This is a genomic window from Streptomyces sp. Tu6071 (assembly GCF_000213055.1).
Classification (GTDB): domain Bacteria; phylum Actinomycetota; class Actinomycetes; order Streptomycetales; family Streptomycetaceae; genus Streptomyces; species Streptomyces evansiae.
Genome location: NZ_CM001165.1, coordinates 4755668 through 4773472, shown reverse-complemented (window position 1 = coordinate 4773472; position 17805 = coordinate 4755668). Strand labels below are relative to the sequence as shown.

At 75.4% G+C, this 17805-nt stretch carries 13 protein-coding genes; 4 read left to right on the top strand and 9 right to left on the bottom strand.

Annotation, left to right across the window (positions count from 1 at the left end; genetic code table 11):
* Window positions 1–129 precede the first annotated feature (129 nt).
* Both purH and purN read right to left on the bottom strand, forming a co-directional pair.
* Window positions 130–1722 (bottom strand): bifunctional phosphoribosylaminoimidazolecarboxamide formyltransferase/IMP cyclohydrolase, encoded by a 1593-nt coding sequence (purH, locus tag STTU_RS20040; protein WP_052862391.1) that lies wholly within the window; start codon window positions 1720–1722, stop codon window positions 130–132.
* A complete protein-coding gene (purN, locus tag STTU_RS20035; protein ID WP_009066100.1) occupies window positions 1719–2375 on the bottom strand; it encodes a phosphoribosylglycinamide formyltransferase in 657 nt (218 codons plus the stop codon). Before purN ends, purH begins: the two co-directional genes overlap by 4 nt.
* A 416-nt stretch (window positions 2376–2791) precedes the next feature.
* Between purN and STTU_RS20030 the strand changes: the two genes are divergently transcribed.
* The gene (locus STTU_RS20030; protein ID WP_007826185.1) at window positions 2792–4048 is read left to right on the top strand and encodes a hypothetical protein; all 1257 of its coding nucleotides are present in this window, start codon (window positions 2792–2794) and stop codon (window positions 4046–4048) included.
* Window positions 4049–4165: 117 nt separating this feature from the next.
* Here STTU_RS20030 and STTU_RS20025 read toward each other — a convergent pair whose 3' ends face one another.
* Entirely contained in the window at window positions 4166–5929 is a 1764-nt protein-coding gene (locus STTU_RS20025; protein WP_234019408.1) for a DUF6350 family protein, read from the bottom strand.
* Between the two features lie 209 nt (window positions 5930–6138).
* Between STTU_RS20025 and STTU_RS20020 the strand changes: the two genes are divergently transcribed.
* Window positions 6139–7380 carry a helix-turn-helix domain-containing protein gene (locus STTU_RS20020; protein WP_234019274.1) on the top strand — a complete coding sequence of 414 codons (1242 nt, stop codon included), beginning with the start codon at window positions 6139–6141 and terminating at the stop codon, window positions 7378–7380.
* Window positions 7381–7395: 15 nt separating this feature from the next.
* Here the strand turns inward: STTU_RS20020 and STTU_RS20015 are convergent, their stop codons facing one another.
* Window positions 7396–8010, bottom strand: a complete 615-nt coding sequence (locus STTU_RS20015) for an ABATE domain-containing protein (protein WP_043255784.1) — start codon at window positions 8008–8010, stop codon at window positions 7396–7398.
* A 140-nt stretch (window positions 8011–8150) separates the two neighbouring features.
* Between STTU_RS20015 and STTU_RS20010 the strand changes: the two genes are divergently transcribed.
* Both STTU_RS20010 and STTU_RS20005 read left to right on the top strand, forming a co-directional pair.
* On the top strand, window positions 8151–8909 hold the full coding sequence (locus tag STTU_RS20010) for a metallophosphoesterase (RefSeq protein ID WP_007826181.1): 759 nt from the start codon (window positions 8151–8153) through the stop codon (window positions 8907–8909).
* Window positions 8906–9751, top strand: a complete 846-nt coding sequence (locus tag STTU_RS20005; RefSeq protein ID WP_043255783.1) for a LysE family translocator — start codon at window positions 8906–8908, stop codon at window positions 9749–9751. Before STTU_RS20010 ends, STTU_RS20005 begins: the two co-directional genes overlap by 4 nt.
* Window positions 9752–10297: 546 nt before the next feature.
* On the opposite strand, the gene sucD is transcribed toward STTU_RS20005, so the two are convergent.
* The 5 genes from sucD to STTU_RS19980 all read right to left on the bottom strand — a co-directional run bounded on the left by sucD (window position 10298) and on the right by STTU_RS19980 (window position 17763).
* Window positions 10298–11182 (bottom strand): succinate--CoA ligase subunit alpha, encoded by an 885-nt coding sequence (gene sucD, locus STTU_RS20000; protein ID WP_007826174.1) that lies wholly within the window; start codon window positions 11180–11182, stop codon window positions 10298–10300.
* Window positions 11183–11201: 19 nt separating this feature from the next.
* The gene (gene sucC, locus STTU_RS19995; RefSeq protein WP_007826173.1) at window positions 11202–12377 is read right to left on the bottom strand and encodes an ADP-forming succinate--CoA ligase subunit beta; all 1176 of its coding nucleotides are present in this window, start codon (window positions 12375–12377) and stop codon (window positions 11202–11204) included.
* A gap of 298 nt (window positions 12378–12675) precedes the next feature.
* Window positions 12676–13887 (bottom strand): VWA domain-containing protein, encoded by a 1212-nt coding sequence (locus STTU_RS19990; RefSeq protein WP_007826172.1) that lies wholly within the window; start codon window positions 13885–13887, stop codon window positions 12676–12678.
* 67 nt (window positions 13888–13954) lie between these two features.
* Window positions 13955–16582, bottom strand: coding sequence for a DUF5682 family protein (locus STTU_RS19985; RefSeq protein WP_043255781.1), 2628 nt, complete (start codon window positions 16580–16582; stop codon window positions 13955–13957).
* Window positions 16579–17763 carry an ATP-binding protein gene (locus STTU_RS19980; protein ID WP_007826170.1) on the bottom strand — a complete coding sequence of 395 codons (1185 nt, stop codon included), beginning with the start codon at window positions 17761–17763 and terminating at the stop codon, window positions 16579–16581. Before STTU_RS19980 ends, STTU_RS19985 begins: the two co-directional genes overlap by 4 nt.
* Between the last annotated feature and the right edge of the window lie 42 nt (window positions 17764–17805).

Here is a 17805-nt window from a genome sequence, read left to right as displayed (position 1 = left end):
CTTCGTCCTCCTCGCGGCCGGCGAAGCCGGTGAGTGGTTCGACGGCCGCCCCCACTGAGCCCCCGGCAAGGCGAATGCCCCCGTTCGCCACGCTCGCGCGCGCGGACGGGGGCACTCGCCGGGCCGGACTCAGTGGAAGAAGTGCCGCGTCCCCGTGAAGTACATCGTCACGCCGGCCTTCTTCGCCGCCTCGACGACGAGTTCGTCCCGTACCGAACCGCCTGGCTGCACGACCGCGCGGACTCCGGCGGCCGTCAGGACCTCCAGACCGTCGGGGAAGGGGAAGAAGGCGTCGGAGGCCGCGTACGAGCCCGCCGCGCGCTCCGCGCCCGCGCGTTCGACGGCGAGCTTCGCCGAGTCGACGCGGTTGACCTGGCCCATGCCGACGCCGACCGAGGCGCCGTCCTTGGCGAGCAGGATCGCGTTGGACTTGACGGCCCGGCTCGCCTTCCACGCGAACTCCAGCTCGCGCAGCCCCGCCGCGTCGAGCGCCTCGCCCGTCGCGAGCGTCCAGTTAGCCGGGTCGTCGCCCTCGGCCTGGAGCCGGTCGGTGACCTGGACGAGCGCGCCGCCGTCGATCTGCTTCGTCTCGGTGCGGGACGCCGGGGCGCCGGGGGCGACGAGGATGCGGAGGTTCTTCTTCTTGGCGAGGAGTTCGACCGCGCCGTCCTCGTACGCCGGGGCGACGATGACCTCGGTGAAGATCTCGGCGACCTGCGCGGCCATCTCCTTCGAGACGGGCCGGTTGACGGCGATGACGCCGCCGAAGGCCGAGAGCGGGTCGCACGCGTGCGCCTTGCGGTGCGCCTCGGCGACGTCCCCGGCGATCGCGATGCCGCAGGGGTTCGCGTGCTTGATGATCGCGACGCAGGGCTCGGCGTGGTCGTACGCGGCACGGCGCGCGGCGTCCGTGTCCGTGTAGTTGTTGTACGACATCTCCTTGCCGTGCAGCTGCTCGGCCTGCGCGAGCCCGCCCGTGCCGTCCACGTAGAGCGCGGCGCCCTGGTGCGGGTTCTCGCCGTAGCGCAGCACGTGGGAGCGGGTGTAGGTGGCGCCGGTGAAGTCGGGGAAGCCGCTGTCGTCGGCCGCCGCGTAGTCGTCGGCGAACCACGAGGCGACGGCGACGTCGTAGGCGGCGGTGTGCTGGAACGCCTCGGCGGCCAGCCGCTTGCGGGTGCGCAGGTCGAAGCCGCCCTCGCGCGCGGCGGCGAGGACGTCCCCGTACCGCTCGGGGCTCGTGACGACGGCGACGGAGGGATGGTTCTTGGCGGCGGCGCGGACCATCGAGGGCCCGCCGATGTCGATCTGCTCGACGCACTCGTCCGCGGTGGCGCCCGAGGCGACCGTCTCGCGGAAGGGGTAGAGGTTGACGACGACGAGGTCGAAGGGCTCGACGCCCAGTTCGGCGAGCTGGGAGCGGTGGGTCTCCAGGCGCAGGTCGGCGAGGATGCCCGCGTGGACCTTGGGGTGGAGGGTCTTGACGCGGCCGTCGAGGCACTCGGGGAAGCCGGTCAGCTCCTCGACCTTGGTGACGGGGACCCCGGCGGCGGCGATCCTCCCCGCCGTGGAGCCGGTGGAGACGAGCTGGACGCCCGCCTCGTGGAGTCCGCGCGCGAGGTCTTCGAGCCCGGTCTTGTCGTAGACGCTGACGAGCGCGCGGCGCAGCGGCCTGCGGCCCGCCTCGTCGGTGTCGGTGGGGGTGGTCGTGGACTCGGTCGTCACGGAACCAGTACCTTTCGTCCCTCGATGCGGTAGCCGTGGCGGGCCAGGCGCCCCACGACCTCGACGAGCAGTGCGCGCTCGACGTCCTTGATACGTGCGTGGAGGGCGGCCTCGCCCTCCGGCGAATCGTCCTCGCGGATCTCGACCACGCCCTGGGCGATGATCGGTCCGGTGTCGACGCCGTCGTCGACGAAGTGGACGGTGCAGCCCGTGACCTTCGCCCCGTAGGCGAGGGCGTCCCTGACGCCGTGGGCGCCGGGGAAGCTGGGCAGCAGTGCGGGGTGGGTGTTGACGAAGCGCCCGCCGAAACGGTCCAGGAACTCCTTGCCGACGATCTTCATGAAACCGGCCGAGACCACGAGGTCCGGGGCGTGCGCGGCGGTGGCCCCGGCGAGCGCGAGGTCCCAGGCGGCGCGGTCCGGGTGGTCCTTGACCCGGCACACGAAGGTGGGGATTCCGGCGGCACGGGCCCGTTCCAGGCCCGTGATGCCCTCGCGGTCGGCACCGACGGCGACGACGCGTGCCCCGTAGCGCTCCGGGCCCTGCTCCTCGATGGTGTCGAGGAGGGCCTGGAGGTTGCTGCCGGTGCCGGAGACGAGGACGACGAGGCGCTTGACGCCGGGTGCGTGGTCGGGAGGTGGTGCGGAGGCCACGAGGGGGCCCTTTCTGGAAGGGGACGGTACGGCGCCGGGGCGCGGGACCGCGGTGTTTCGCGGGGCGGGCGGCAGGCGGCGGGGACCGGGACGTCACCACGGTGTGACGCGACTCACCCCCCGGCGGGCCGTACGCGTCCGCCCCTTTGTGGCTTCGCACGAAGGTGGCGCGTCACGCGATACGGGGAACTCTACGAAGCCGCCGACCGTCAGCAACGATACCGGCCCCCGTTCGGGCACTCGGACGGCCCCGAGGGCTCCCGGGGGCAGGGCCAGCCCCGAAGGGGTGGCGAGCGGCAGGTAGCGTCAAGGGTGTCCGCGCGGGCGCCCGCCGCCCGCCCACCGCCGCCTTTCGTCAGTCCAGGCCGCCCGCACCCGCCCGTGACGGCCGCACAGCAAGGGGAAGACGCCTCCTGATGCCGGACCGATCCGCCCGCCCCAGCCTCCGCACCGCCGCCCCCGCGGGCGCCGCCGCCGGAGCCCCGCTCGGCGTTCTCCCCACAGCCTTCCGCCCCGCCGCCGAGGACCGCGAGGCTGCGAGGCGCCCGGTGTTCGCGCTGCGGGAGGGGGGCGATTCCTCCGGCGCGGGGTCCGGTGGGACGGGGGCCTCCGGCGGTACCGGGGCCTCCGGGGCGGGGGCCGGTGGTACGGGCTCTTCCTCCGGTACGACGTCCGGCGGTGCGGGGCCCTCCGGGGCCGGCTCTTCCGGTACGGGGTCCTCAGGGACGGGGTCCTCCGGGGCGGGGGCCGACCCGGGCTCCGGGGGTACGGGCTCGACGCCCGGCTCCGGTGAGCGCGAGGAGCCCGGCACCCCGGGCGGGCCCGAGGCCCAGGGCGAGCCGGACAACCCCTTCGCCGCTCCGCCCGCCGACCGCCCGGACCAGCCTTGGCGCCCGCGCGCTCCCGAGGGCGGCGGCACACGCTGGAGCGGCCAGCAGCCCGAGCCGTGGCGCGGCGGCGGCTGGGGCAACCGCCCCGGCACCCCGCCGCAGGGACAGGACCAGGGGTCGCAGGGGCAGGGACCGCAGGGGCAGGGACAGGGCCAGGGACAGGGGCCGCAGGGGCCGTGGCAGGGGCCCGGTCAGGGTGGCCCGCAGCAGGGGCCCGGCCAGGGTCCGGGCAACGGGAACGGCAACGGCGGTCCGGGCGGTCCGTTCCCCCGTATCCCCCGCTGGGACCCCACCGACCCGGTGCAGCGGCACGCCCGTTACGCGCTGATGGCCGGGACCTGGGGCCTCGTCCTGGGCCTCTTCCTCGGCTGGACCTATCTCGCGCTGCTCCTCGGCGCCCTCGGCCTCTACTGGGGCATCTCGGCGCTGCGCGGCCGGGCCCGCACCCCGCAGGAGTCGGAGGCGGCGCTGCGCGCGGTCGCGAAGGGCAACGACCCGGAGGAGGCGGCCACGAGGGCACGCGAGGAGGCGGCGAAGCACCCGGCCCAGGCGCCCCCCACGCCCTACGTCCGCCCCGTCACCCGTACGCGCCCACAGGTCCCCTCGGCGGTCACGGGCATCGTGACCTCGGCCCTGAGCATCGCGGCGGTGGCCGCCGTCTTCCTCTTCCACGGCATCTACAGCGACTACTTCACGTGCGTGGACGACGCGGCCACCCACGCCTCCCGCGACGCCTGCGAAAACCACCTCCCGAAGGAACTCCGCCCCCTCCTCGCCGAATAACCCCCACCCCGGACCACCCCTCAGTCCTTTTCGAAGACGCTCCCGGCGCGCCACTCGGAGCAACCCGCCGAGCCACCGCCCGACCGCACCCCCGCCGCCCGGGGTTCCGACGCCCCCTCACCGCACCCCCTCCCCCGCACCCCGCTCCCCTTCGTCACCCTCGCCACGAGCCGCCCCCGGTCCGGGCTCCGGGGCCGCCTTCGGGTCCACCTCCGCCAGAAGGGCCTCGATCTCCTCGGTGATCCCTTCCTTCGAGCGGTCCCCGCCCTCGGCCACGTCCTTCGCGAGGTCCACCCCGGCCTCCCTCGCGTCCACCCCGACGTCCCCGCCCGTCTCGGCCGCCGCCGACTCAGCCACCTCGACGGCCTCGGCCGCCTCCGTCCCCTCGACCGGCTCCCGGCCCGGAGCCTCCGTCCCCTCCTCCACAGCCACCGCCCCCACCTCGCGGTCGCGCCGTGGCAGCCACCAGCGACCGGGCGGGACCGCCTCGCCGGACGGTGTCCGCGCGGGTGAGGACGGGCCCAGCAGTCCGGGACCCGGCAGGGGAATCGGTTCCGGCTCCGGTGCCGTTCCCCGTAGTCGCCACGCCCGCAGTCCCAGCGCCGTCGGGACGCCCAGGAAGGCCGTCCAGACGAACGCGGCCGCCCCCGTGAGCCAGCCCACCGGGCCGAAGTCCCGCAGGGGGCCCGAGCCGAGAGGGCCCGCCGAGGCCGTCGCGAGCGCTCCCACGGCGAGGCCCGCGAGGAGGGCCGCGCAGGCCGCCGTCAGGGCCGTCGTGCCCCGTGACCACACCGCCGACTCGTCCGCCTCCTCGGGCCGGACGGGCGCGGCGGCGCGGCCCACCAGGAGGCCCCCGAGGAACGCGGCCACCGGCGGCAGCGCGAGCACCGCCCACGTCGAGGGCGCCGGGTCGCCGTTCGCCGGGAGGGCGGCGAGGAGCGGGAAGGGCGGCAGCCCGCCGAGCGGCGCCGCTCCGGAGAGCGCCACGTCGTGCCCCGTACCCACGAGGAGACCGGGCCCGAGCGCGTAGGAGGCCGCCCACAGGACCGCGTTGGGGACGAGGGCAACGGCCAGGAGGAGTACGGCGGCGAGCCCCGACCAGTCGTCGGTGACGCGGTCGAAGGCGCCGCGCACGGCGTCGGAGTCGCCGCTCAGGGTCGTCACGAGGAGCAGCGCGCCGCCCGCGACGAGGCCGAGCACGGCGGCGCTCGCGGCCCGCAGAACCGTCGTCAGGACCTCCCGGCGGGCCCCGAGCCGTACCGAGAGCGCGGGCAGCGGGTCGGGCCGCCCGTGCGCCGCCCACACGCCCGACGCGACGGCGAGGCCGACGAGCGGCGGTACGTGGAGCAGCGCGCTCGGCGGCTCGGGCGCCGGGTCGCCGCCGCGCGCGTAGAGGAGCGCGGCGCCCGCGACGAGGAGGTAGCCGACGCACACCCCCGCCACAGCGGCCCCGCGTCCGCCGAGCCACCCCCTGTCCCGTACCGGCAGGAGGTCGCCGCGCTCCTCCGGTTCGGCGGCCTCGCGCGCCGCGCGGTGCAGGAGCCACAGCGGCAGCAGAGGCAGCAGGAGGGGGACGACGCCGAGCGGGACGGAGTCGCCGGTGACGAGGCTGGAGCGGGTGAGCGTCGTGCCGTGCCCGAGGAACCACAGCGAGGCGGCGAGCCGCAGCGCACCGCCGGGCCCGCTATCGGGGAACGGCGAACTGACCCACAGCACCACGACCAGGACCGCGAGCGCGCCGAGTCCGAGCCCGGCGGCGAAGGCCCCGCCGAGGAGCGAGGCGATGAAGGCGGGCAGTCGTCTGCCGAGGCGGGCGGCGACGGGCGGGGCGGCGGGGGTGCCCTGGGGCGTGGACGTGGCGGCCCCTGGCGGATCGGTCATCTCGGTCACCGGGCCATGCTCCCAATGACCCAGTCGATACCCGCGCAAGAAGCGCGTACCGGAGGTGTCGCCCAATATGCGATTATGCGATCTTACGTACGGAGCGATGCGCCGTGCCGTCGAGCGACCCCTCGCCACGGGGGTGAGCGATGACCCCCGGCACGCCCGCCCACCGACGCGAAGACGGTCCTGACGCGGCGTCGGAACCCGTGACCCACGCCCTGCCGTCCGCCGCCGACCGGCGCCTGCTGCGCGAGCGCGCGGGACTGACCCGCGCTCAGGCGGCGGCCCGGCTCGGCGTGAGCGCGCAGACGCTGCGCGCCTGGGAGCGGGGCCGCTCCCGCCCGCACGGCAGGCGGCTGGAGGCGTACGCGGGGCTGCTGACGGAGCTGACGAGGGAGGGCGCGGGGGCAGGCGCCGTCGACGTTCCCCGCCCCGTGACGGCGACACCTCCCGCCGACGCCCCCCCTCCCGTGACGGCGGCACCTCCCGCCGAGATCCCCCATCCCGTCGCTGCAACGCCTCCCGCCGACATCCCCCGCCCCGTGGCGGCGCCCCCCACGACCCCCGCCTCCGCGCACGCCACGACCACCGCGCAGGCCGCGCTCGCCCCGCTCACCGCGCTCGCCCCGCCCGCCGCCGAGCCGCTCCCGCTCCCCGGCCCCCCGGAGACCGCGTTCGCCACGCTCTACGCGCGGGCCGCGCCCGGCCTCCTCCGTCAGGCGTACCTCCTGACGAGCCGTCCGCGCGTCGCGCTCGCCGCCCTGCTGAGCGGTTTCCGGCAGGCGTGGGAGCGGTGGCCGGAGGTGGCGCGCGATCCGGACCCGGAGGGGTGGGTGCGGGCGGTGGTGCACGAATCGGCGCTCTCGCCGTGGCGCGGCTTCGGCGGCAGGGGACGCAGGGCGGCGCCCGCCGACGCGGGGCAGGCGGCGCTCGCGGGGGCACTGCTGCGCCTGCCACCCCCGCATCGCAGGGTGGTGCTGCTGTACGAGGGCGTGGGGCTCGACCTGCCCGAGACGGCGGCCGAGGTCGAGGCGAGCACCCCGGCGGCGGCGCACCGCCTGCTCCACGCCCGTGAGTCCCTGACCGCCGCCCTCCCCGAACTCGCCGACCTGCCAGACCAGTTGGCCGTCCGCCTTCGCGCGTTCCTCGCGGAGGGCGAGGTCCCGGGGCGTCCCGCACCCCTCTCCCCGGAGACGGCCCTCGCCGACGTCCGCCTCTCGGGCCGCGCCCGTACCGGCGCGGCGCTGACCGTCGCGGGCCTCCTCGCCGCCTCGACGCTCTACGCCGTCGCCACCACGGACAGCACCCCGCCCCCGCCCCCGGCCACCGAGGTGGACGGCACCCTCACCCCGGCGCCGGGGCCCCCGCACCCGGCCACCACGCGGGACCGCCCGCCCGCGGAGGGTCCGGGCACGGGCCCCGGGCGGCTCGTCCCCTTGGGCGGCTGAGCGGTACGACGCCCCTCAGCCCCCGCCCACCGCGGCATCGCCCTCACCCCGGTGCCTGCGGTAATGCCGGGCCGCGCGGGCCCTGTTGCCGCAGGAGGGCTTGCAGAACTCCTGCCTGCCGTGCCGCCGCACGAAGTACCGCACGCAACGGGGTGCCGTGCAGGCACGGAGGTGCGCGAAGTCCGGGGCCGCGAGGAAGTCGAGCGCGGCGCGGGCGAGGGCGGCGGGGAGCGTGTCCGTGCCGGGGGCCGGTTCCAGGCGTACGGCGGGCGCGGCGCCCTCCGGCCAGTCGAGCACCGGACGTACGGGCACCCGGGCGGCGGTGGCGTCGAGGAGGGCCAGCGCCTCGTCGGCGGGCTGGAGGCGATCGGCGTCGGCCGGGCTGACGGGGCCGGGGCGGACGCCCCGCGCGAACAGGGCCCGTACCGCGCCCCGCAGCGCCCGCACCTCGCTCCGCAGCGCTTCCGTCGCCTTCCACTCGCCCGGCAGGAGCGGTCGGGCGGCGTCGAGCCAGGCGCGGAAGCCGTCGAGGTCGTCCAGGTCGTCGGCGACCCCGCCCTCGCCGTCGTGGCGGATGGTGCTCGCGAGGGAGAGCGCGGCCCAGCGGGGCTCCTCCGATTGCTCGGTCATCTCCCCATCATGCGGGCGCTCTTGACCACTCATCCCGGGACCCCCTAGGTTCTCTAACGCCAAAGGAAAGATTAACCGTTAGAAGCCCGTGGAGCGAGAGGCCGCACAGCGCCGCCGTCCACGGGCCGGAGGGGGACCCCATGCTTCTCGCGCACCTGAGTGACCTGCACCTCGACGGAACGGAGCGGGCGGCGGCGCGGGCGCGCGCCGCCGTGGACCGGGTCCGCGCGGCGGGGGACGCCGTGGACGCGCTCCTCGTCACGGGCGACCTCGCGGACCACGGCGCCGAGAGCGAGTACGAGGAGGTGGCGGCGGTCCTCGCCGGGCTGCCCTTCCCCGTACTGACCTGCCCCGGCAACCACGACGAGCGCCGCGCCTACCGCAAGGTCCTGCGGGACGGGGCGCCGGGGGACGGCCCGATCGACGAGCTCCACGTCCTGCGACGGGACGGCGCCCCCGCGCTCGCCGTCCTCATGTGCGATTCCAGCATCCCCGGCGCGGGAGCGGGCGCGCTGAGCCCCGAGACCCTGGCGTGGATCGACACGAGCCTGACCGCGCTGCCGGACGAGGTCCCCGCCGTCCTCGCCTTCCACCACCCCCCGGCCCGCCTCCACCACCCGCTCCCGGACGGCCTCCGCCTCACGCGCCCCGACGACCTCGCGGACCTCCTCGCCCGCCACCCGCGCGTCCTTGCCCTCCTCACGGGCCACGCGCACACCGCCGCCGCGACGAGCTTCGCGGGCATCGCGCTCCGCTCGGCCCCGGCCGTCACGTACACCCTGCGCCTGACGTGGGAGGGCGAAGGTCACGCGGACGACACCCAGCCGCCCGGACTCGCCTACCACGTCCTCGCCCCGGGCGAGCGCCACGTGACGACCCACTTCCGCGTCGCGGCGTGAACGCACCACTGCCGCCCGCCGCGCTCGGCGGCTTCGCGCTCGCGGTCCTGCCCTTCGTCGTCACCCCCGGCGCGAGCCTGGCCCTCGTGACCCGCCACCCGGCCCGCGCGGCACCCGTCGTCCTCGGCACGGTGGGCGGCCTCTACGCACACGCCGCCCTCGTCACAGCGGGCCTCGCCGCCCTCCTGGCCAACCACCCGCACGTGCTCCTGGCGCTGCGGCTCGCGGGGGCGGGGTACCTCGTACTCCTGGGGGTGCGGTTGTGGCGGGCGGAGGGCGGAGGGGAGGGGGAGGAGAGAACGGGGGACGACGCGGACGGGGTGGGCGCGGCTGTGGACGACGCGGCGGGGGGCTGCGCGGCAGGGGGCGGCGCGGCTGCGGATGGCACGGCGGGGGGCAGCGCTACGGGGGGCTGCGCGGGTGCGGATGGCGCGGCAGGGGACAGCGCGGCGGGGGGCAGCGCGGCAGGGGGCGGCGCGGCTGCGGACGGCACGGCGGGGGACAGCGCTACGGGGAATGATCGGGCGTCAGGCCGCGCGGGGGACGCGGGCGAGGGGCGGGCCGGGTGGCGTATCGGCGTCGAGGCGCTGCTCGTCAACGTCCTGAACCCGAAGGCGCTCTCGCTCTACCTCGTCCTCCTCCCCCGCTTCCTCCACACGCACGGCCGGGTTTTCCCACAGGTACTGACCCTGACCACGGTGCACGCACTCCTCCACACGGCATGGCTCCTCGGCTGGGCCCACCTCGCGGGACGGGGACCGCACCGGGCGGCGGGACGGGGCGTACGACGCGGGCTGGCGGTGGTGCTGGTGGGGGCGGGGCTGTGGAACGTGGTGGCGTGAAGGGCGACGCGCGGCCCGTGGGCGCCGGTGGCATGGGGGGGAGCGCGGCCCTGGCCTGTCCGTCGTACGGGGTAGCACGCGGGCCGGGGCGCGGCCTCCCCCGCCACTCGGCACGCGCGACCATCACCCGCCCTGACCACGGTGCGCTTGCCGCCGCACACGACATGGCTGCTCGGCTGGCCCCCACTCGCCGGACGAGGACCGCGACCGGCGGCGCGGGACGCGGGCTACGGCGCGGGCTGGCAGTGGTGCTAGTGGGGGCGGGGGAAAACGTCATGACGTGAGAGGCGACGCCGGTCGTACGGGAAGCGCGCGGCCTGAGGGCGGCGCCCGGCGTACGGAGCAGCGCGCGGCGCGCGGCGTAGCGGCGACTCGCGGACGGCGCCGGGTCGTTCCCGTACCGCCGCGCCGCACCACGTACCGTCCCCCCCGCCGCGAAAACGCCCGCGCCCCGTCCCGTGCACGCGAGGCGGTCGCGGTGCGGGGACGGGGCGCGGGCGGAACGTGCGGGCGCTCCCTGGGGGCCTCGGGGGCCCTGCGGGGGTGTCAGCCGTTGAGGATGGCGCGGGCGAGCTTGGCGGTCTCTGTCGGGGTCTTGCCGACCTTGACACCGGCGGCCTCCAGGGCCTCCTTCTTCGCCTGGGCAGTGCCGGAGGACCCGGAGACGATGGCGCCGGCGTGGCCCATGGTCTTGCCCTCGGGCGCGGTGAAGCCCGCGACGTAGCCGACGACCGGCTTGGTGACGTTGGCCTTGATGTAGTCGGCCGCACGCTCCTCGGCGTCGCCGCCGATCTCGCCGATCATGACGATGAGGTCGGTCTCCGGGTCGGCCTCGAAGGCCGCCAGGGCGTCGATGTGCGTGGTGCCGATGACCGGGTCGCCACCGATACCGACGGCGGAGGTGAAGCCGATGTCGCGCAGCTCGTACATCATCTGGTACGTCAGCGTGCCGGACTTCGAGACCAGGCCGATGCGGCCCGGCTTCGTGATGTCGCCCGGGATGATGCCGGCGTTCGACTGGCCGGGCGTGATGAGGCCGGGGCAGTTCGGGCCGATGATGCGGGTCTTGTTGCCCTTGCTCTGCGCGTACGCCCAGAAGGCGGCCGAGTCGTGCACGGCGATGCCCTCGGTGATGACGACGGCGAGGCCGATCTCGGCGTCGATCGCCTCGATCACGGCGGCCTTCGCGAAGGCCGGCGGCACGAAGATGACGCTGACGTCGGCGCCGGTCTCCTTGATCGCCTCGGCGACGGAGCCGAAGACGGGGACCTCGGTGCCGTCGAAGTCGACGCTCGTGCCGGCCTTGCGGGGGTTCACGCCGCCGACGATGTTGGTGCCGTCGCCGAGCATGAGGCGGGTGTGCTTCATGCCGGTGGCGCCGGTCATCCCCTGGACGATGACCTTGCTTTCCTTGGTCAGGAAAATAGCCATGGTGTGGTGACCCGTTCCCTTACTTCGCAGCCGCGAGCTCGGCGGCCTTGTCGGCCGCGCCGTCCATGGTGTCCACGCGCTGCACGAGCGGGTGGTTGGCGTCCGACAGGATCTTGCGACCCAGCTCCGCGTTGTTGCCGTCGAGGCGGACGACCAGCGGCTTGCTGACGTTCTCGCCCTTCGACTTGAGCAGTTCGAGGGCCTGCACGATGCCGTTGGCGACCTCGTCGCAGGCGGTGATGCCGCCGAAGACGTTGACGAAGACCGACTTGACGTCGGGGTCGCCGAGGATGATCTCCAGGCCGTTCGCCATGACCTCGGCCGAGGCGCCGCCGCCGATGTCGAGGAAGTTGGCGGGCTTGACGCCGCCGTGGTTCTCACCGGCGTACGCGACGACGTCGAGGGTGCTCATGACGAGACCCGCGCCGTTGCCGATGATGCCGACCTCGCCGTCGAGCTTGACGTAGTTGAGGTTCTTCGCCTTGGCGGCGGCCTCCAGCGGGTTCGCGGCGGCCTTGTCCTCCAGGGCCTCGTGCTCCGGCTGGCGGAAGTCGGCGTTCTCGTCGAGCGAGACCTTGCCGTCGAGGGCGATGATCTTGCCGTCACCGGACTTGATCAGCGGGTTGACCTCGACGAGGAGGGCGTCCTCCTTGACGAAGACGGTCCACAGCTTCTGGAGCGCCTCGGCGATGCCGTCCTTGACGTCCTCGGGGAACTTCGCGGCGTCGACGATCTCGCGCGCCTTCTCGGGGGTCACACCCTCGTTGGCGTCGACGGCGATCTTCGCGAGCGCCTCGGGCTTCGTCGCGGCGACCTCCTCGATCTCCATGCCGCCCTCGACGGAGGCCATGGCGAGGAAGGTGCGGTTGGTGCGGTCCAGGAGGAAGGAGACGTAGTACTCCTCCACGATGTCCGCGGTCTGGGCCAGCATCACCTTGTGGACCGTGTGGCCCTTGATGTCCATGCCGAGGATCTGGCCGGCCTTCTCGACCGCGTCGGCCGGGTCGGAGGCGAGCTTCACGCCACCGGCCTTGCCACGGCCACCCACCTTGACCTGCGCCTTGACGACGGCCTTGCCGCCCAGTCGCTCGGTCGCCTCGCGCGCCGCCTCAGGCGTGTCGATGACTTCACCGGCCAGCACCGGTACACCGTGCTTGGCGAAGAGGTCCCTCGCCTGGTACTCGAACAGGTCCACGCGCGTCCGTCCCTACTCCGTGATCTTGCCGCTGTGCGGTCTGTCAATCCGTGGGCGTGCCGCGACAGGGCGGCGTGACAGCTGGCCTTCGTCACTGAGAGAAGCGCACACGTCGTTGTTCCGGGTACGCGGCATGTCCGCCTGCCAGGCTATCGCCGTCCCGCCGTGGTCTCTAAATCGCGAGGTACGGGCGCAGCGGTGATACCTGTCACAGCGTGCCCCTCCCCTTGGCACGGGGTGCCGCTCGCGCGGGGGCCCTGACCTGCGGTTTCAGTGCTCCCCCGCAGCTCCGCGCCGGTCACCGCGCGCCCTGTCCCGAGGGGGTCGTCTCCGGGTCCGGGACGGGGAGGGGGCGCTTCTCGATGGCGGCGGCCATGATCTCCGGGAAGAGGTCGGGGGTGCAGGCGAAGGCGGGGGCGCCGAGGGCCGCGAGGGCCGCCGCGTGCTCGTGGTCGTAGGCGGGGGCGCCCTCGTCGGAGAGCGCGAGCAGCGTCACGAACTGCACGCCGGCCGCCTTCATCGCGGCGACCCGCTTCAGCATCTCGTCCTTGATGCCGCCCTCGTAGAGGTCGCTGATGAGCACCACGACCGTCTCGCTCGGCCGGGTGATCTTCGACTGGCAGTACGCGAGCGCCCTGTTGATGTCCGTGCCGCCGCCGAGCCGGGTCCCGAAGAGGACGTCGACGGGGTCGTCGAGCTGGTCGGTGAGGTCGACGACGGAGGTGTCGAAGACGACGAGGCGGGTGTCGAGCGACCGCATCGAGGCGAGCACCGCGCCGAACACGGAGGCGTAGACGACGGAGGCCGCCATCGAGCCCGACTGGTCGATGCAGAGCACGACGTCCTTCTTGACGCCGCGTGCGGCCCGCCCGTAGCCGATGAGCTTCTCCGGGACGACGGTGCGGTACTCGGGGAGGTAGTTCTTCAGGTTCGCCGCGATAGTCCGGTTCCAGTCGATGTCCTGGTGCCGGGGGCGGTTGACGCGCGCGCTGCGGTCGAGCGCCCCCGTGACGGTCTGCCGGGTCTTCGCCGCGAGCTTCTTCTCCAGCTCCTCGACGACCTTGCGGACCACGGCCCGCGCGGTCTCCTTCGTCGTCTCGGGCATCGCCTTGTTGAGCGAGAGCAGGGTGCCGACGAGATGCACGTCCGCCTCGACCGCCTCCAGCATCTCCGGCTCCAGCAACAGCGCGGAGAGGCCCAGCCGTTCGATCGCGTCCCGCTGCATCACCTGCACGACGGACGTCGGGAAGTACGTACGGATGTCGCCCAGCCAGCGCGCCACGTCGGGGGCCGAGCCGCCGAGCCCGCCCTGCCGACGGCCGCCGCGCGCCTGCCCGTCCCCGCCGTCCCGTCCCCCGTAGAGCGCGGCGAGCGCCTTGTCCATCGCGAGGTCACGCCCGCTCAGCGAGGCCCCCGTGCCCTCCGCGCCCCGGTCCCCGCCGAGCACGAGGCGCCAGCGCCGCAGGCGCTCCCCCTCCGGAAGGACCTCCGCCACCTCATGGCCCGTCATGCGTTCCGCCCCTTCTCCGTCTCCGTGTCCCGCACCGTCACACCCGCCCCCGCACCCGCGCCGCTCCTCACGCCGCCCGCCCCAGGAGCCGCAGCACCACCGGCACGACCGCCGCGGCGCGCGCCTCGTCGAGCCCCGTCCCGAAGCCGGGCACCGTCCCGCTCACCCCGGGCCCGCCGCCGTCCCGTGTCCCGCCGCCGGGCCCGCGCCTCACCAGCTCGCCGAGCGAGCGGCGCACGGCCGGTTCGTACGCGGAGAAGGTGCGCCGCAGCAGCGGCAGCACATCCGTGAACGCGGCCGGGGGGACCCGTACGAGCCACTCGTCCACGAGCCCGAGCAGCCGCTCGTCGTGCACGAGCAGCAGACCGCCGCCCGGCGCCCCGCCGCCGACGAAACCGTCGATCCACGCCGCCGCCTCGGCCGGGGCCGTCCCCGGCGAGAGCGCGAGCCCCATGACCCGCGCCGCCTCCTCCTGCTCCCACTCGCCCACGTCGAGCAGCAGCCGCGCGCACCGGCCCCGCACCACCCCGGCCGCCGAGTCCCGCCCGGCGATCCGCCGGAGCACCCCGTACCAGCGCCGCCGCAGGCCGTCGTGCGGGAGGACCGGGGCGGGAGCGCCCGACCCCGAGCCCACCCCGGAGCCCGTCCCGGAGCCCTCGCCCGGCGCGTCACCGACCGCCGAACTCCCCGCCGCAGCACCGGACTTCGATGCCCCGGACTCCAGGGAGTCCGCGAGGAGACCGACCGCCCCGTGCACCGCGTCCAAGTGCTTGCGGACCGCCTCCGCGCCCTCCTCGTCCAGGCCCGCGCAGGCCGGAGGGAGGCCGACGAAGACGCGTTCGGCGAGCCCCGCGGCGACCTCGGTGAGGGCGCCGGTGTCGGTGCCGCGCACGTCGCCGTACCGCAGGGTGCGGACGAGGGCGGGCAGCGCCTCGGCGAGGCGAGCCACGTCCGTGTCGAGCGCGGCGAGGTCCGCGAGCGCGCGCATCACATGCGGGAGCGACTCGCTCAGCGCGGCGGGCAGGCACGCCTCGACGAGCGCGGTGATCTCGCCGAGCCGCTTCGCCTCCGCCGCCCGCGCGCTCGCGCGGGCCTCGGCGGCGCCCAGGACCGTCGTGCCCCAGATGCCCGCCTCGGCGACCCGGACCGCGAGTTCGGGGTCCCAGCGCAGCGTCCACGTCTCGCGGAACGTCCCCGTGCTGCCGGGCGAGGCGGCCGGGACGCCCCAGTCGACGCCGAGCAGCCGCAGCCGGTGCAGGAGGCCGCTGCGGGCGACGTCGTTGTCCTTGCGCAGGTCGAGTTCGAGGGTGCGCTCCAGGGCCTCCGGCTTGAGGCGCAGGGCGCGCTGGAGGCGGGTCAGGTCGCGCTGGAGCGGCATCGCGGGCGCGCTGTCGGGGACTTCGCCGAGCACGTCGCCGACGACGAGCCGGTCGTGCACGAGCGCGAGCGGCACGTCGGAGCCCTCGCACATGACGGAGCGCACCGCGTCCATCGTCTCGCCGAGCCCCGCGAGCGGGCGCCCGCGCATGACGGCGAGCGTCTCGGCGAGCCGTACCGCCTCGATGACGTGCGCCGAGGAGACGTGCTTGTCCTCCTCACGCAGGAGCCCGGCGACCTTCGTGAGCCACCGCTCGACGGGCCGGTCGGGGGCGGCGAAAAGGTGCCCGTACCAACCGGGCGACTCGATGCCCGCGCCGTAGCCGCTCGCCCGCGCGAGCCTGCGGTGCGTCCACGGCACCCACGTCAGCGCGGTCTTCGCCTTGGGCAGACCGCGCAGCGCCGCGCGGTCGGTGGCGAGCGGGACGCGCGTGGCCAGCGCCGGTACGTGCCAGGCACCGCACACGACGGCCACCGCCTCGGGCCCGAACTCCTTCTCGGCGGCGCGCAGGCACAGCCGCATGTGCGCCTCGCGCACCGCGTCCTGCGGGTGCCCGCCGTCCGCGTACCGCTCGCGCAGCGCCGTCATCGCCTCCGCGAGCGCGGCGAAGGCGCCGAAGGGGTACGGGGGTTCGGCATCGCCCTCAGCCTCCGCGCCCTCCCCCGCCGGGCCGCTCCGGTGCTCGACGACGTCCTCCCACCAGCGCTCCGGGTCGTCGTACCCGGCCGTCTCCGCGAGTACGGCGACGGGATCGATCCGCACGGCCGCCGGGGCCGCGTCGCCGTCCGCATGGCCCGAGCCCGCGTCACCGGAGCCCGCGTCACCGGAGCCCGCGTCGCCGGAGCCCGCGTCGCCGGAGCCCGCGTCGCCGGAGCCCGCGTCGCCGGGGCGGACCGCGTCCTGGGCCGGAGTGTCGTCCTCCCGTACCTCCTGCCCGTCCCCGTCCCCCTCGCCGTCCGCCGGCTCGCGCTCCTCCTCGTCCCGCATCGCGAGGCTGTTGGCCGCCGGAAGGTCGATGAAGCGGACGGGGACCTCGTGCGCGGCGGCCCAGCGCAGGGCCGTCCACTCGGGCGAGAAGGCGGCGAAGGGCCAGAAGGCGGAGCGCGCGGGCTCGTCGACGAGGTGGGCGAGGAGCGCGACGGGCGGGCGCAGGCCGGGGTCCGCGGCGAGCGGGGCGAGCGCGTCGGCCTCGGGCGGGCCCTCGATCAGGACGACGGCGGGACGCGCCGCGTCGAGCGCGGCCCGCACCGCGCGCGCCGAGCCGGGGCCGTGGTGGCGCACCCCGAGGAGCAGCGGCGCGGCCTTCGGGCGGCTCATGCGCTCACCTCGCGGCAGGCCCGGTAGAAGTCCTGCCACCCCTCGCGCTCGCGGACGACGGCCTCCAGGTACTCGCGCCACACGACGCGGTCGGCCGCCGGGTCCCGTACGACCGCGCCGAGAATCCCGGCGGCGACGTCCGAGGGGCGCAGCACCCCGTCCCCGAAGTGCGCGGCGAGGGCGAGGCCGCCGGTGACGACGGAGATCGCCTCGGCCGTGGAGAGCGTGCCGCTGGGCGTCTTGACCTTCGTGCGGCCGTCCGCCGTGATCCCGTCCCGCAGCTCGCGGAAGACCGTGACGACGCGGCGGATCTCCTCGGCGCCCGCCGGGACCTCGGGGAGTTCGAGGGAGCGGCCGAGCTGCTCGACGCGGCGCGAGACGATGTCGACCTCGGCCTCGACGCTCTCGGGGAGCGGCAGGACGACCGTGTTGAAGCGGCGGCGGAGCGCACTGGAGAGGTCGTTGACGCCCCGGTCGCGGTCGTTCGCGGTCGCGATGAGGTTGAACCCGCCCACGGCCTGCGTCTCGGTGCCCAACTCCGGGATGGGAAGGGTCTTTTCCGAGAGGATCGTAATAAGGGTGTCCTGGACGTCGGCCGGGATGCGGGTCAGCTCCTCGACCCGCGCGGTCATGCCCTCGGACATGGCGCGCATGACGGGGCTCGGCACGAGGGCGTCGCGGCTGGGGCCGTGCGCGAGGAGCTGGGCGTAGTTCCACCCGTACCGGATGGCCTCCTCCGAGGTGCCCGCCGTGCCCTGCACGAGGAGGGTCGAGTCGCCGCTGACGGCGGCGGCGAGGTGCTCGGAGACCCACGTCTTGGCGGTCCCCGGAACGCCGAGCAGGAGGAGGGCGCGGTCGGTCGCGAGGGTCGTGACGGCGACCTCGACGATGCGGCGCGGGCCCACGTACTTGGGGGTGATGACAGTGCCGTCGGGGAGCGTGCCGCCGAGCAGGTAGGTCGCGACGGCCCACGGCGAGAGGCGCCAGCGCGCCGGGCGCGGGCGGTCGTCCTGGGCCGCGAGGGCCGCGAGTTCGTCGGCGAAGGCGTCCTCGGCGTGCGGGCGCAGGGCCTCGGGCGCTTGGTCCGGCGCGTCCTGCGCGGGGCCGTTCGCGGGGCCCGTCGTGGTGCCGGTCGTGGTGCGCGGGCGCTCGTCGGCGCTTCGCTGTGCGGGCAGGGCCATGGAGCCGATTCCCCCTTCGGTTCGGATGCGTGTTCCACCCTG